Genomic DNA, 14,240 nt, shown 5'->3' on the forward strand with positions numbered 1-14,240 from the left:
TCCGGCCGGCTGGAGTTCACTTCCGGTTCGTGTGCGCGCCGCGGCGCACCAGTAGGTGTGGCTCTGCACACTGGCCGGATCCCGTCCCTGGAGGCGCAGCCATGTCCCACCATCCGCTCCCCGGTCGCCGCAGCGTTCTGCGCGGCTCCCTCGCCGCGTCCGCGGCCCTGACCCTGCCCGTGGGCCTCGGCGCCGCCCCGGCCTTCGCCCGCTCCGGACGGCCCGCGGCGGGCTGGGGCGTGCAGACCGGTGACGTGACCGCCGACTCCGGTCTGGTGTGGGTGCGTTCGGACCGCCCCGCCCGGATGATCGTGGAGACCTCGGCCACCGAGTCGTTCCGCAGCCCGCGCCGGTGGCACGGCCCGCTGCTGGGCGCCGGCACGGACTTCACCGGCACCACCCGGCTGCACGGCCTGCCCTCCGGGGAGCAGATCCACTACCGGGTGCTGCTCGCCGACCCGGACGACCCGCGCCGCACCGGCGAGCCCGTGACCGGCACCTTCCGCACAGTCTCCCGGCGCCGCCGGGACGGCGTGCGCTTCCTGTGGTCGGGCGACCTGGCCGGCCAGGGCTGGGGCATCAACCCCGACCTCGGCGGCTACCGCATCTACGACGCGATGGCGAAGCTGGACCCGGACTTCTTCCTGTGCAGCGGCGACAACATCTACGCCGACGGCCCCATCACCGCCACCCAGGCGCTGCCCGACGGCAGCACCTGGCGCAACATCACCACCGAGGAGAAGTCCAAGGTCGCCGAGACCCTCGCCGAGTACCGGGGCAACTTCCGCTACAACCTGCTCGACGCCAACCTGCGCCGCTTCAACGCCCAGGTGCCCTCGATCATCCAGTGGGACGACCACGAGGTGCGCAACAACTGGTACCCGGGCGAGGTCATCGCCTCCTCCGACACCCGCTACACCGAGAAGAGCATCGACGTCCTGGCCGCGCGCGCCCGGCGGGCGTTCAGCGAGTACTTCCCCCTGTCCACGCTGCGTCCCGGCGCGAAGGAGGGCCGTGTCCACCGCGTGCTGCGCCAGGGCCCGCTGCTGGACGTGTTCGTGCTCGACATGCGGACCTACCGCAACGCCAACTCCCCCGACGACCAGACCGTGGACCCGCAGGGCATCCTCGGCCGGGAGCAGCTGGAGTGGCTCAAGCGGGAGCTGGCCCGGTCACGCGCGGTGTGGAAGGTGATCGCCGCCGACATGCCGCTCGGCCTCGTCGTCCCCGACCCGGTGGAGAACAGGCCGAACTTCGAGGCGGTGGCCCAGGGCGACCCGGGCGCCCCGCTCGGGCGTGAGCTGCAGATCGCCGAGCTGCTGCGGTTCATCAAGCACCGGCGGATCACCGGGACGCTGTGGCTGACGGCGGACGTGCACCACACCTCCGCCCAGCACTACCAGCCGTCCCGGGCCGCGTTCACCGACTTCGAGCCGTTCTGGGAGTTCGTCTCGGGACCGCTGAACGCCGGGGCGTTCCCGGCCAGCGCGCTGGACGGCACGTTCGGTCCGGAGCGGGTGTTCGTGAAGGCGCCGACCGCGTCGAACGTCTCGCCCGCGGGCGGCTACCAGTTCTTCGGCGAGGTCGACATCGACGGGGACAGCGGCGAGCTGACGGTGCGGCTGCGGGAGCAGGACGGCACCGTCCTGTTCACCCAGACGCTCCAGCCGGGCCGGGTCGGTCAGTAACCGGCGGCATCGGCGGGGCCGCCGCCAGTGGCCGAAATCCGGCAAAGAGGACGGAAGCATGCTTTACCCATAGGTCACAATCAGTTCGTGATCGCGCAACACCCTTCCTTCACAGTGGCTGCATGACTCCAGACATGCCTGATGTGACCCGGGCGAGGCACGGGCGGCCCGTGCACCACTGGCGGCGGGACGTCGTCGAACTCGCCGCGCTGTTCACCGCCGTGGCCGTCGCGGACGCGGTGGCCAACCTGATCGGGCACGGGCCCGACGGCCCGGCCCTGCTGATGATCTCGGCCATCGTGCTGGCCTCGACGGCGGGCTTCCACGTGTGGTGGTCACGCCGCCACGGACACGCCCCGCCGGTGAGCGATACCGGTGCCCGGCCGGCCGCTGGAACGCGGCCGGCCGGGCCTTCCGAGCAGCCCGCCGCCGACGAGGTCGCGGGCGTGCTGTGGCGGATGCGGACGACGGTGAAGGACGAGCCGGGCTCCCTGGCCGCCCTGTGCACGGCGCTCGCCGAGTGGCGGGTGGACATCCTCAGCCTGCAGACGCACCCGCTGGCCGACGGCACCGTGGACGAGTTCCTGCTGCGGGCGCCGGGCGCGCTCGCGGCGGCCGGGATCACCCGGGCGGTCGCCCTGGCCGGCGGCACGGCCACGTGGATCGAGCGGGCCGACGCCCATGATCTGGTCGACGCGCCCACCCGGGTGCTCGGGCTGGCCGCCCGCACCGCCCTGGACTCCGCCGAACTGCCGCTCGCGCTGCGTCAGTTGCTGGGCCGCTGCACGATCCGGACGCTGCCCGGCGCACCGGCCGGGGGCGGCCGGGGCCCCGAGCCGGTGCCGGCCGGAGGGGTCCTGGAGGACACCGTGATGCGGCTGCCGGCGCCCGAGGGCGGGGTGCTCACCGTGGAGCGGCCGCATCTGCCGTTCACCCCGACCGAGTTCGCGCGCGCCCGGGCGCTCGTGGAGCTGGACACCCGGCTCGGGCCTCGGATCCCGCGCGGTCACGATGTGCTGACCCTGCCCGAGGGCGACCACATCACCGTGCGCCGGGTCGACACCGGGGACCTGGCGGCGGCCCGGGCGATGCACGACCGGTGCTCGCCGCACACCCTCGGCCTGCGCTACCACGGCCCCGTCGGCGACGCGGACCGCTATCTGAACCACCTGCTCAGCCCCCGCTTCGGCCGGACGCTGGCCGCGCAGACCGCGTCCGGCCGGATCGTCGGCCTCGGGCATCTGCTGTGGGACGGCGACGAGACCGAGGTCGCGCTGCTGGTCGAGGACGCCTGGCAGCAGCGCGGCGTCGGCGGCGAGCTGCTCGGCCGGCTGGTGGCGATGGCGGCGGAGGCCGGCTGCGAGAGCGTGTACGCCGTGACGAAGGCGTCCAACACCGGCATGGTCGCCGCGATGCGCGGCCTGGGCCTGCCGCTGGACTACCAGGTCGAGGAGGGCACCCTGGTCATCACGGCCCGCCTGGACCCCACTCCCGTCGGCACCGCGCCCGGCCCCCAGCCGCCCCGCCTCGGCTGACGGCCCCCGTCAGGGAGCCGGCTTCAGCGCACCGCCTCCCGCAGCGGCGTCACCCGGTGTGCGGTGGGGGCGCCCAGGGCCTGGTCCAGGTCGGACCACAGGTCGTCGACGTCCTCCAGGCCCACCGACAACCGCAGGAGCCGGTCGCTGACCCCGGCCCCGCGGCGGTCGTCGGCGTCCACGATGCGGTGGCTGATGGAGGCGGGGTGCTGGATGAGCGTGTCGACGCTGCCCAGGCTGACCGCGGGGGTGACGAGCCGGACCCGGGAGATGACCTCGTGCGGGTCGCCGTGCACCTCGAAGGCGATCATCGCGCCGCCGAGCCGTGGATAGCGGACCCGGGCCACGCGCGGGTCGGCGGCGAGCCGGCGGGCCAGTTCGGCGGCGTTCGCGGAGGCGGCCCGCACCCGCACCGGGAGCGTGGACAGCCCCCGCAGCAGCAGGTAGCCCGCGAGCGGATGCAGGACTCCCCCGGTGGCGAACCGTATCTGCCGTAGCCGGCCCGCGAACTCCTCGTCGCAGGCGACCACCCCGGCCAGCACGTCGCCGTGGCCGCCCAGGTACTTGGTGGCGCTGTGCAGCACCAGCCGGGCTCCCTGCTCGGCCGGGCGTTGCAGCACGGGCGTGGCGAAGGTGTTGTCGGCGAGCAGCGGCACCGAACCGCACGCGTGCGCGATGGCCCGCAGGTCGAGTTCGGCGAGGGTCGGATTGGCCGGGGACTCGACCATCACCAGACCGGTGTCCGGGCGCAGCGCGTCCTCGATGCCGGCCGGGTCGGTCCAGGTGACCTCCGTGCCGAGCAGCCCGGCGGTGAGCAGGTGGTCGCTGCAGCCGTACAGGGGCCGTACCGCGACGACGTGGCGCAGGCCCGTGGCGGACCGCGCGAGCAGGACCGCGCTGAGCGCGGCCATGCCGCTGGCGAAGGCGACGGCGGACCCGGTGCCCTCCAGCCGCGCGAGGGCGGTCTCGAAGCGGGTGACGGTCGGGTTGCCGAGGCGGCCGTAGACGGGCGGTCCGACCGGGTCGGCGCCGTCGGCGGCGAAGGCGTCGATGCGGGCGGCCTCGGCACGGCTGTCGTAGGAGGGGTAGGTGGTGGACAGGTCGATCGGCGGGGCGTGCAGGCCCTGGCGGGCGAGGTCGTCGCGGCCGGCGTGCACGGCCTCGGTGGCCAGCGCTCTCGATGCGGTGCGTACGTCGTCGTAGGCACTCGTGCTCGATGTGTCCATGACCGGAAGGGTGAACAGGGAACGGTTCCTGAGAGCCGGACGCCGTGCTACGTTCGGCCGATGGCCGAATCTGTCGTACTGGATCCGGTCGATCTGCATCTGCTGCGGCTGTTGCAGAACGACGCCCGGACCACCTACCGGGACCTCGCCGCGCAGGTGGGCGTGGCGCCGTCGACCTGCCTGGACCGGGTGACCCGGCTGCGCCGCTCGGGTGTGATCCTCGGGCACCGGCTGCGGCTCGACCCGGCGAAGCTCGGGCGCGGCCTCCAGGCACTGCTGTCGGTGCAGGTGCGGCCGCACCGGCGGGAGCTGGTGGGACCGTTCGTGGAGCGGATCCGGGCGCTGCCGGAAGCGCGGTCGGTGTTCCACCTGACGGGGCCCGACGACTACCTGGTGCACGTGGCCGTCGCCGACATGGCCGATCTCCAGCGGCTGGTGCTCGACGAGTTCACGGCGCGGCGCGAGGTGGCCCGGGTGGAGACGCGGCTGATCTTCCAGCAGTGGGAGTGCGGGCCGCTGCTGCCGCCCGGCCACGCCCAGAGCTGAATCCGGGCGAACCCGGATGACGCGGCGATCGTCCTCGTACGAGGATGGACCGCATGTCTGATACCCAGAGCCCGCTGCCCCGTCAGGTCGCCGACGCCTATGTGGACGACCTCGTCTCCCTCGACCCGGTCACCGGTACGTACCTCGGTGTGAAGGAGAGTTCGAGCAGGCTGCCCGACTACTCGCCGGCCGGCCGGGAGGCCCTGGCCGAGCTGGCACGGACCACCCTGGCGAAGCTGGACGAGGCCGAGCGGCGGCCCGGCGCGGACAGAGACGCCGAGCGGCGCTGCGCGCGGCTGCTGCGGGAGCGGCTGACCGCCGAGATCGCCGTGCACGAGGCGGACGAACACCTGCGGGCGATCGGCAACATGAGCACGCCGGGCCACTCGGTGCGGGACATCTTCACGGTCACCCCGGCGGACACGGAGGAGGACTGGGCGGCGATAGCGGAGCGCCTGCGCGCGGTGCCCGGCGCGCTCGCGGGCTACCGCGCATCGCTCGAACTGGGCCTGGAGCGCAAGCTGTTCGCCGCTCCCCGGCCGACCGCCACCCACATCGGCCAGCTCACCGAGTGGACGGACACGGACGGCACGGGCCGCGGCTGGTACGAGGACTTCGCCGCCGCGGGTCCGCAGGCGCTGCGCGCGGAGCTGGACGAGGCCGCGCGTGCGGCGACCGGCGCCCTGGCGGAGCTGCGGGACTGGCTGCGGGACGTGTACGCGCCGGCGATCGAGGGCGCCCCGAACGTGGTCGGCCGGGAGCGGTACGCGCGCATGGCCCGCTACTTCAACGGCACGGACCTGGACCTGGACGAGGCGTACGCCTACGGCTGGGCGGAGTTCCACCGCATCCTCGGCGAGATGAAGGCGGAGGCGGAGAAGATCCTGCCCGGTGCGCGGACGCCCTGGGTGGCGCTCGCGCACCTGGACGAGCACGGCCGGCACATCGAGGGCGTGGACGAGGTCCGGGAGTGGCTCCAGGGCCTGATGGACAGGGCGATCGAGGAGCTGGACGGCACCCACTTCGAACTGGCCGAGCGGGTGCGGAAGGTGGAGTCGCGCATCGCCCCGCCCGGCGGTGCGGCGGCGCCGTACTACACGGCCCCGTCCGAGGACTTCTCTCGCCCCGGCCGCACCTGGCTGCCCACGATGGGCCAGACCCGCTTCCCGGTCTACGACCTGGTCTCGACCTGGTACCACGAGGGCGTGCCCGGCCACCACCTCCAGCTCGCGCAGTGGGCGCACGTGGCCGAGAACCTCTCCCGCTACCAGGCGACGGTCGGCGGGGTCAGCGCCAACGTGGAGGGCTGGGCGCTGTACGCGGAGCGGCTCATGGACGAGCTCGGGTACCTGACGGGCCCGGAGGAGCGGCTCGGCTACCTGGACGCGCAGATGATGCGGGCGGCCCGGGTGATCGTGGACATCGGCATGCACCTGGAGCTCCGGATCCCGGCGGACTCGCCGTTCCACCCCGGGGAGCGGTGGACGCCGGAGCTGGCCGAGGAGTTCTTCGGCGCGCACAGCAGCCGTCCGGCGGACTTCGTGGAGAGCGAGCTGACCCGGTACCTGACGATCCCGGGCCAGGCGATCGGCTACAAGCTCGGGGAGCGGGCGTGGCTGCTGGGCCGGGAGAAGGCGCGCGAGCGGCACGGCGACGCGTTCGACCTGAAGGCCTGGCACATGGCGGCACTGTCGCAGGGCTCCCTCGGCCTGGACGACCTGGTGGACGAACTGTCTCAGCTGTGACGGCCCGGGCCGTCCGGCCGTGACCGCTCGCGTCAGTGCCGGAAGCCGCCTTCCGAGGTGATGACCTGCCCCGTGATCCAGTCCGCCTCGTCCGTGGCCAGCCAGGCGATGAGGCGGGCCGGGTCGTCGGGTGCGCCCCAGCGTCCGGCGGGGAACCGCGCGGCCACGGCCGCGTGGACCTCGCCGGTGGCGTACCCGGTGTCGACCGGGCCGGGGTTCACGGCGTTCACCGTGATCCCCCGTGCCGCGAGCGTCGTGGACAGGGAGCGGGTGACGGAGGCGAGGGCGCCCTTCTGGAGGGCGTAGGCGATCTCGCCCGGCATGCCGCCGCCGAGGTCCTGTCCGGACGTCATCAGCACCACGCGTCCCCCGGGCGTGCCCGGCGGCAGGGCGGCGCGCGAACGGGCGTACGCCTGGACGAGCAGCAGCACGGAGCGGGTGTCCACGGCCCAGTGGGCGTCGAGCATCGCGGCGTCGATGTCGTCCAGGGTGCCGTCGGAGCCGCTGAGGGCGTGGTTGGCGACGAGGATGTCGAGGCGGCCGAACTCCTCGATCACGGTGTCGACCAGCCGGGCCGGTTCCGTCCGGTCCGCCAGGTCGCCGGGACCCCGCACGACCCTCGCCCCGGGGTCGCCGAGCGCCTCGCGCACGGAGGCGGCGACGGCGTCGGGGTCGTCCGCGCCCCAGGGCATCGCGGCGTCGTGCGGCACGTGGTGGTGCAGGTACACACTGGCGCCGTGGGCGGCCAGCCGCCGGGCCACCGCGTGCCCGATCCCGGCCCGCCGGCTCGCGCCGGTGACGAGTGCGGTACGGCCGCGCAGGGGCAGGGGGTCGCGGCGGAGTCCGGCGGGGGCCGGCTGCGGGGGCGTGGTCACGGACGCCGACCCTAGGGAGGGCGGCGCGCACGGCGCGAGTGGTTTTCCGCTCGGCCGTACGGCCGCGTCCCGGGTGGCGCCGGCGGCACCCGGACGGCTAGCTGGTGCCGGGGGCCGACGCGGAAGGCGGGCCGGGCATGCAGGAGATCGGGCCGGGGCAGCGGGTGCTGCGGACACCGCGCTCCGCGGGGCTGGCCGGGGTCGGTTTCGCGCTGCTCCTGGCGGCGGCGATCGTCCTGGTCAGGCTGGGGATCCCGGAAGGGGCCGACGCGGTGACCGCGCCCGGCTTCGCGGACTCCGCGCAGCGCCGGGCGTTGCGGGCGGCCCTCGCGCTGGTGCCGTTCGCCGGCATCTTCTTCCTGTGGTTCATCGGCGTGATCCGCGCGCACGTCGGCGCGGGCGAGGACAAGTTCCTCGCGACGGTCTTCCTCGGCAGCGGACTGGTCTTCACCGCCACGCTGTTCGGCGCGGCAGCGGCGGCGAGTGCCGTGCTCGTGCTGGCCCGGCCGGCCGGCCTGTCACCGCTGCCGGCCACCTGGGACTTCGGCCGCCACCTCGCGTACACGCTGATGACGGAGTACGCGATGCGGATGGCGGCCGTCTTCGTGTCCTCCATGTCGGTCATCGGCCACCGGCTGGGTGTGCTGCCGCGCTGGCTCACCCTCCTCGGCCTCCTCACCGTGATCACGCTGCTGTTCGTGTCGTCCAACGTGCCGTGGGCGGAACTCGCCTTCCCGGCCTGGTCGCTGCTGCTCGGCGTGCACATCCTCATGGCCGGCCGCCGTGAGGGTCCCCGGCCCGCCGTCGCCGGATGACGCCGGGACCGCCGGCCGCTCACTCGATCGGCGTGCCCGGCGCGCGGCCACCCCGCCCGGGCTCGCATGCTGGCGGGCGGGGGACGACCGCCGTCCGGAGCCGCCCGCGCTCGCCGCGCGGTGCGTCCGGGCCTGGCCATGGGAAGGGCGGAGCGTCGATGAGGATCGTCGTCGATCTCAACAAGTGTCAGGGGTACGCCCAGTGCGCGTTCCTCGCGCCCGACGTCTTCGCCATGCACGGCGAGGAGGCGCTGATCTACGACCCGCGCGCGGACGAGGAGCAGCGCGAGCGGGTGGCGCGTGCCGTGGCCGCGTGCCCGGTGCAGGCGATCACGGCCGACGGACTGGAGCGCACGGGTGAGGCGCGGGGGGCGTCCGATGGCCGCTGACTACGTGGAGTGGCTCAGGCGCGAGGGCCGGATCGTGATCGTGGGTGCCTCGCTGGCCGGTCTGCGGGCCGCCGAGACGCTGCGCGCGGAGGGTTTCGCCGGTGAGCTGACCCTGATCGGTGACGAGCCCCACGAGCCGTACGACCGGCCGCCGCTGTCGAAGTCCGTGCTGCTGGGCAGGGCGTCCCCGCACCACACCGAGCTGCCGCACCGCCGGGAGGTCGACGCCACGTGGCGCCTCGGCGTGGCGGCGACCGGCCTGGACCTGACGGCCAAGCGGGTCCGGCTCGCCGACGGTGACGAGGTGGGGTACGACCGGCTGCTGATCGCGACCGGCGTCCGCGCCCGGCCGTGGCCGAAGGAGGAGGAGGCCCGGCTCGACGGGGTCTGCGTGCTGCGCACCCGGGAGGACGCGGCCGACCTGTACCGGCGGCTGAGGGCGGGGCCGCGCCGGGTGTTCGTGCTCGGCGCCGGGTTCGCCGGTTCGGAGGTCGCCTCGGCGTGCCGGGAGATGGATCTCCAGGTGACCGTGGCGGAGCGCGCGGGCGCGCCGCTGGTGGGCGCGCTCGGCGGGGTCGTCGGCGCGGTCGCGGCGGACCTGCAGACCGAGAACGGCGTGGACCTGCGCACCCATGTCACGGTGACCGCGCTGGAGGGCGACGCGGTCGGCAGGGTGCGGGCCGTCCATCTGTCCGACGAGAGCGTGGTCGAGGCGGACGTGGTCGTGGTGTCGCTGGGTTCGCTGCGCAACACCGAGTGGCTGACCGGGTCCGGGCTCGGTGCCGGGCCCCGGGGCATCGCCTGTGACGCGGGCTGCCGTGCCTTCGACTTCCGGGGGATCGTCACGGACGACGTCTTCGTGGCGGGCGACGTGGCGCGGTCCCCGCACGCGCTCTTCGGCTACCAGTTCCTGTCGCTGGAGCACTGGGGCAATGCCGTCGCCCAGGCGGAGACCGCCGCGCACAACATGATCTGCCACGGTGCCGACCGGCGGCCGCACCTGTGGATGCCCGCCTTCTGGTCGTCGATGTTCGGCGTGAACATCAAGTCGGTCGGGGTGCCGCCCATGGGCGACGAGCTCATGATCACGCAGGGCTCGCTGGCCGAGCGCCGGTTCGCCGGCGTCTACGGCCACCAGGGCCGGATCGTGGCCGCCGTGACCTTCGACAACACGCGGTGGCTCGAGTTCTACCAGAGGCAGATCGAGCGGGGGGCGCCGTTCCCGGTGGAGTACCCGACGGTGGACCGGCGTCCCGAGGGCCGGCAGCCGGTGCCGGCCGGGTTCCCGGACCCGTCCCTGCCGACGCACGGCGCCATGGTCACCCTCAGCGGCTACTCGCCTGCCGACCAGCAGCTGGTCTTCCACCCCGCCCGCCACTGACCCCGCCACGGCCCCGACGCCCCGAGGACCCGCCATGCCGCACGCATCGCTCGCACACCGGATCACCGACTACGCCAACCGCGCCGACCCGTACCCCCTCTACGAGGAGCTCCGCAGGACGCCGGTGCTCCACGAGGAGGAGGGAGGGCCGTACCTCATCAGTTCGTACTACGACATCAAAGCCCTCCTCCACGATCCCCGGATCAGCTCCGACGCGGCCAACCTGGCCGCCGCCGGGCGTGACGAGCTGGGCCAGACCGAGGAGACGGGAGGACTGCCGCCGTCGTTCCTGCGTCTGGACCCGCCCGAGCACGACCGGTTGCGGCGCATCGCGAACAGCGCCTTCGGACCGCCGCACCGGCCGCGGCGGATCGAGGACATGCGGGGCGGGATGCGGGAGACCGTCACCGGGCTGATCGACGGTTTCGGCGACGCGCGCCAGGTGGACCTGGTCGACCAGTTCGCCTACCCGTTCCCCGTGACGGTGATCTGCCGGCTGCTCGGGGTGCCCCGGGAGGACGAGCCGCGGTTCCGCGCCTGGGTCGACCCGCTGGTCGCGGGCCTCGATCCGGCGGCCGGCCCGGAGCAGGACGCCGACGCCCAGAGGACGGCGCGGGAGGCCCGGATGCAGCTCGGCATGTACCTGGCCGGACTGGTCGAGGAGCGCACCAAGGAGCCGCGGGACGACCTGCTGTCCGACCTGGTGGCCGGCCGGGGCCCGGACGGCTCCCTGTCGATGATGGAGGTGCTCAGCACCTCGGTGCTGCTGCTGATCGCCGGTCACGAGACGACGGTCAACCTGATCACCAACGGCATGCTCACCCTGCTGCGCCACCCGGAGATCCTGCAGCGGCTGCGGGAGGACCCGGGACTGTCGGTCAGCATCGTGGAGGAGCTGCTGCGGTACGAGCCGCCCGTACAGCTGGTGCCGCAGCGCACCTGCATCGCCGACATCGAGGTGCGCGGGGTCACGATCCCCAAGGGCTCGCGCATCTGGCTGGTGCTCGCCGCGGGCAACCGGGACCCGGAGCGGTTCAAGGACCCGGAGCGGTTCGACCCCGACCGCGGTGACATCCAGCACCTCGGCTTCGGCAGTGGCATCCACAGCTGCTTCGGCGCCCCGCTGGCACGGCTGGAAGCCCAGATCGCGCTGTCCGAGCTGGCCCGGCGGCTGGAGGGACCCCGACTGGTCGAGGACCCGCCGCCGTACCGGCGCAACGCCGTACTGCGCGGCCCCCGGCACCTGGAGGTCGCCTTCGACGCGCTGCGCTGAACACGTCGCCGGCTCAGGTGGGCACCGGGCAGCGGCAGCGGCGACAGGGGGGGCGCGGACTTGGTGACCCGGACCCGGATCGACCCCTCGGCGCGCAGCAGGGCCCGACGCCGTGCCGCGCCGAGCACGTCCCCCCGCTCACCCCGTGACTTCCGCCGGCAGCACCACGCAGACCTCGTAACCACCGTCGCGCGTCGGGCCCGCGGTCATGGTGCCGCCGAGGAGTTCGGCGCGCTGGCGCAGCCCGATCAGGCCGTGGTGGGCACCGGGCAGCGGCAGCGGCGGCTGGGTCGGCGCGGTGTTGGTGACCCGGACCCGGATCGAGCCGTCGGCGTGCAGCAGGTCGATGCGCGCCTTGGCGCCGGGAGCGTGTTTGCGGGTGTTGGTCAGCGCCTCCTGGACCGTGCGGTAGACCGCGCGCTGGACGGTGGCCGGGAGTCCTTCGGGCAGGTCCGTCCTCAGCTCGGTCTCGATGCCGCAGCTGTCGGCCAGCCGCCGGATGTCGGTGAGCGCCGGCTGCGGGGTCAGCTCCGTGGGGTGGCCGCCGGAGGCGCGCAGGACGCCGACCATGTGGCGCAGCTCGTCCAGCGTCTGCACGCTCAGTCGCCGGATCGTCGCCGCGGCCTCCTTGGTGTCCGCGTCCTCCGCGCCGACCTGGAGCGCTCCGGCGCGCACGGCGATCAGGCTGACCTGGTGCGACACGACGTCGTGCATCTCCCGCGCCAGCTGGGCGCGCTCCTTGGCCAGGACGGCCTGGGCCGTCAGCAGCTGCTGGTGGTCGCGCGCCTCGGAGATCTCGGCCAGTCTGAGCGACAGGTCGCGCCGGGTCCGCACGAGCTGCCCGAGGAACACGGCGGCGGCCGCGGTGGCGGCGCTGTAGCCGAACGGGATGAGCTTGCCGAGCTCGGTGAGATTGAAGTTCGGTGACGGCAGGGCCGTCGTGTCGCAGAACGCGAAGGCCAGGACGCACAGGAGGAACAGCGTCCGGGGGCGGCTGAGGGAGGCGAGGGTGTACAGCGCGGCAAGGCAGGCGACGACCGAGTCGGACAGCAGGACGGCCGGGAGGGTCAGCAGGAAGGTGAGCAGCGGCTGGCGCCGGCGCAGCAGCAGGACGACGGCGGCGGCCAGGGCGCACGCCATCCGCAACGGCTCGGCGATGTCCCAGTGGGCCCACACGTCGAGGAGGGCCATGGCGATCGCCACGCCGTCCAGCAGCAGCGGGGACGGGCGCCGCAGCGGGGACGGACGGCGGATCATCCGGTGTCCTCCGTGAGGAGTCCGGCCCGCTGGGCGAAGAGGGCGGCCTGGACCCTGCCGCTGACCTCCAGCTTGGTGAGGATGGCGCTGACGTGGTCCTTGACCGTGCCGGTGCCCAGGTGCATGCGGGCCGCGATCTCGGCGTTCGACAGGCCCTCGGCGACGAGGAGCAGCACCTCGCGCTCCCGGCCGGTGAGCCGTTCGAGGGCCTTGGGCGGGCGCTCCGGCCCTCCGGCGCTCAGATAGCCGTCCACCACCGTGCGCGTGACCTTGGGCGACAGCACCGTGCCGCCGCGGGCCAGGGTCTGCACGGCCAGCGGCAGCGCCTCGGGATCGGTGTCCTTGAGCAGGAATCCGGCGGCGCCCGAGCGCAGTGCCGTCTCCACGTACTCGTCCATGTCGAACGTGGTCAGTATGGCCACCACGGGGGGTTCCCGCAGCCGGCGGATCTCGCCCAGGACGGTGAGCCCGTCCACGTCCGGCATGCGGATGTCCAGCAGGACCACGTCGGGGCGCTGCTCGCGCACCGTCCGCAGCGCCTGGCCGCCGGACACCGCGCCGACGACCTCGATGCCGTCGGCGGCGGCCAGGATGCGCTGGAAGCCCGTGCGTATCAGGGCTTCGTCGTCGACCACCAGTACCCGGATCACGTGCGCTCCAGCCTGTATGGAACCACTGTCCGATTCGTACCACGCCCGGGGCGGCTTCGCCCCTGGGCGCCGTACGGACAGACGTCGACGGCTCCGGTGCCGTGATCAGGTGGTGGCGCGTCCCCCTGCCGGCTCAGGGCCGGCCGGTGAGGCACATGCGGTGTCGCGTGGTGGGCGTGGTCGGCACCGCGACGGTGGGGACGCCGTCGGGCGCCTTGCGGCGCCGGGGGACGGCGATCCGGTCGAACCGGGTGCTCCAGCGGCCCTCGCTCAGCGTCAGCGTGACCGCGGACCCGGGCGGGATGCGGAGGTGAGGGAAGGAGCGGACGGGTACGGACAGGGCGTGCACGAGCGCGGCCCTGATGACGGACACCTCGGTGATGACGAGGACGCGTCCGGTGCCGGCGGGCAGGGCCTCCAGCCAGGCGGCCGTCCGGCGGCACAGCTCGCGGACGGTCTCGCCGCCGTGCGGTGCGGCGTCGGGATCCGTCAGCCAGACGGACAGCCCGTGCGGGTCGACGGCCGCGATGTCCTCGGGGGTACGGCCGTTCCAGGTGCCGTGGTCGAGGTCGCGCAGGCCGGGCTCGGGCACGGCCGCGACGGCGAGGGCCTCGGCGGTCTGCGCGCAGCGGGCGGAGGGCCCGCGCAGGGCCACTGCGTACGGTGGAAGGGTCGCTGTCATGGCTGCCAGTTCACGCCGGCGGCGTTCGCTCACGGCACCGTCCCCGAAGAGCCGGCCGAGGCCGTCTTCCGCGGTGGTCGCGCAGAGCATCGTCAGTCGCACCGTCACTGTCCGACCTCCTTCTCCGATCGGGAGGGCCGCGCGGCCGGCGGACCAGCCGGGGCAGAGCCGTTTCCCT

13 protein-coding genes are annotated in these 14,240 nt (G+C 74.0%); 8 read left to right on the forward strand and 5 right to left on the reverse strand.

All coding sequences use genetic code 11. The features are described 5' to 3' along the window. Positions 1-101: 101 nt before the first annotated feature. Together AB0947_RS20320 and AB0947_RS20325 are read left to right on the forward strand one after the other, a co-directional pair. Positions 102-1,688, forward strand: coding sequence for an alkaline phosphatase D family protein (locus AB0947_RS20320; RefSeq protein WP_366751719.1), 1,587 nt, complete (start codon positions 102-104; stop codon positions 1,686-1,688). A gap of 134 nt (positions 1,689-1,822) precedes the next feature. Then, complete coding sequence (locus AB0947_RS20325; protein ID WP_366751720.1) at positions 1,823-3,223, forward strand: GNAT family N-acetyltransferase; 1,401 nt, start codon at positions 1,823-1,825, stop codon at positions 3,221-3,223. A 23-nt stretch (positions 3,224-3,246) separates the two neighbouring features. On the opposite strand, the gene AB0947_RS20330 is transcribed toward AB0947_RS20325, so the two are convergent. Beyond that, on the reverse strand, positions 3,247-4,449 hold the full coding sequence (locus AB0947_RS20330) for a PLP-dependent transferase (RefSeq protein ID WP_366751721.1): 1,203 nt from the start codon (positions 4,447-4,449) through the stop codon (positions 3,247-3,249). 60 nt (positions 4,450-4,509) lie between these two features. On the opposite strand from AB0947_RS20330, the gene AB0947_RS20335 reads away from it, so the two are divergent. Then, a complete protein-coding gene (locus AB0947_RS20335) occupies positions 4,510-4,995 on the forward strand; it encodes an Lrp/AsnC family transcriptional regulator (RefSeq protein ID WP_030339892.1) in 486 nt (161 codons plus the stop codon). Positions 4,996-5,048: 53 nt separating this feature from the next. Further along, positions 5,049-6,740 (forward strand): DUF885 domain-containing protein, encoded by a 1,692-nt coding sequence (locus AB0947_RS20340; RefSeq protein ID WP_366751722.1) that lies wholly within the window; start codon positions 5,049-5,051, stop codon positions 6,738-6,740. Positions 6,741-6,772: 32 nt separating this feature from the next. On the opposite strand, the gene AB0947_RS20345 is transcribed toward AB0947_RS20340, so the two are convergent. Next, positions 6,773-7,615, reverse strand: a complete 843-nt coding sequence (locus AB0947_RS20345; RefSeq protein ID WP_366751723.1) for an SDR family oxidoreductase — start codon at positions 7,613-7,615, stop codon at positions 6,773-6,775. A 137-nt stretch (positions 7,616-7,752) separates the two neighbouring features. On the opposite strand from AB0947_RS20345, the gene AB0947_RS20350 reads away from it, so the two are divergent. The 4 genes from AB0947_RS20350 to AB0947_RS20365 all read left to right on the forward strand — a co-directional run bounded on the left by AB0947_RS20350 (position 7,753) and on the right by AB0947_RS20365 (position 11,473). Beyond that, positions 7,753-8,430 (forward strand): hypothetical protein, encoded by a 678-nt coding sequence (locus tag AB0947_RS20350; protein ID WP_366751724.1) that lies wholly within the window; start codon positions 7,753-7,755, stop codon positions 8,428-8,430. 158 nt (positions 8,431-8,588) lie between these two features. After that, entirely contained in the window at positions 8,589-8,819 is a 231-nt protein-coding gene (locus tag AB0947_RS20355; protein WP_366751725.1) for a ferredoxin, read from the forward strand. Further along, positions 8,809-10,200 (forward strand): FAD/NAD(P)-binding oxidoreductase, encoded by a 1,392-nt coding sequence (locus tag AB0947_RS20360; RefSeq protein WP_366751726.1) that lies wholly within the window; start codon positions 8,809-8,811, stop codon positions 10,198-10,200. The genes AB0947_RS20355 and AB0947_RS20360 overlap by 11 nt, the downstream gene beginning before the upstream one ends. 34 nt (positions 10,201-10,234) lie before the next feature. Next, a complete protein-coding gene (locus tag AB0947_RS20365; RefSeq protein WP_366751727.1) occupies positions 10,235-11,473 on the forward strand; it encodes a cytochrome P450 in 1,239 nt (412 codons plus the stop codon). Positions 11,474-11,611: 138 nt separating this feature from the next. Here the strand turns inward: AB0947_RS20365 and AB0947_RS20370 are convergent, their stop codons facing one another. From AB0947_RS20370 to AB0947_RS20380, 3 genes are all read right to left on the reverse strand, one after another. Then, positions 11,612-12,730, reverse strand: a complete 1,119-nt coding sequence (locus AB0947_RS20370; RefSeq protein WP_366751728.1) for a histidine kinase — start codon at positions 12,728-12,730, stop codon at positions 11,612-11,614. Then, the gene (locus AB0947_RS20375; protein WP_366751729.1) at positions 12,727-13,380 is read right to left on the reverse strand and encodes a response regulator transcription factor; all 654 of its coding nucleotides are present in this window, start codon (positions 13,378-13,380) and stop codon (positions 12,727-12,729) included. Before AB0947_RS20375 ends, AB0947_RS20370 begins: the two co-directional genes overlap by 4 nt. Positions 13,381-13,513: 133 nt before the next feature. After that, entirely contained in the window at positions 13,514-14,170 is a 657-nt protein-coding gene (locus tag AB0947_RS20380; RefSeq protein WP_366751730.1) for a histidine phosphatase family protein, read from the reverse strand. Positions 14,171-14,240: the final 70 nt, after the last annotated feature.

The sequence above is a fragment of the Streptomyces sp. NPDC047841 genome (assembly GCF_040704085.1).
Taxonomy (GTDB): Bacteria; Actinomycetota; Actinomycetes; order Streptomycetales; family Streptomycetaceae; genus Streptomyces; species Streptomyces argyrophylli.

What these genes read in the sequence shown, in the direction of transcription:
- AB0947_RS20320 (WP_366751719.1), top strand. Translation starts at nt 102, where the DNA reads ATGTCCCACCATCCGCTCCCCGGTCGCCGCAGCGTTCTGCGCGGCTCC.
- AB0947_RS20325 (WP_366751720.1), top strand. Translation starts at nt 1,823, where the DNA reads ATGCCTGATGTGACCCGGGCGAGGCACGGGCGGCCCGTGCACCACTGG.
- AB0947_RS20330 (WP_366751721.1), bottom strand. Translation starts at nt 4,449, where the DNA reads ATGGACACATCGAGCACGAGTGCCTACGACGACGTACGCACCGCATCG.
- AB0947_RS20335 (WP_030339892.1), top strand. Translation starts at nt 4,510, where the DNA reads ATGGCCGAATCTGTCGTACTGGATCCGGTCGATCTGCATCTGCTGCGG.
- AB0947_RS20340 (WP_366751722.1), top strand. Translation starts at nt 5,049, where the DNA reads ATGTCTGATACCCAGAGCCCGCTGCCCCGTCAGGTCGCCGACGCCTAT.
- AB0947_RS20350 (WP_366751724.1), top strand. Translation starts at nt 7,753, where the DNA reads ATGCAGGAGATCGGGCCGGGGCAGCGGGTGCTGCGGACACCGCGCTCC.
- AB0947_RS20355 (WP_366751725.1), top strand. Translation starts at nt 8,589, where the DNA reads ATGAGGATCGTCGTCGATCTCAACAAGTGTCAGGGGTACGCCCAGTGC.
- AB0947_RS20360 (WP_366751726.1), top strand. Translation starts at nt 8,809, where the DNA reads ATGGCCGCTGACTACGTGGAGTGGCTCAGGCGCGAGGGCCGGATCGTG.
- AB0947_RS20365 (WP_366751727.1), top strand. Translation starts at nt 10,235, where the DNA reads ATGCCGCACGCATCGCTCGCACACCGGATCACCGACTACGCCAACCGC.
- AB0947_RS20370 (WP_366751728.1), bottom strand. Translation starts at nt 12,730, where the DNA reads ATGATCCGCCGTCCGTCCCCGCTGCGGCGCCCGTCCCCGCTGCTGCTG.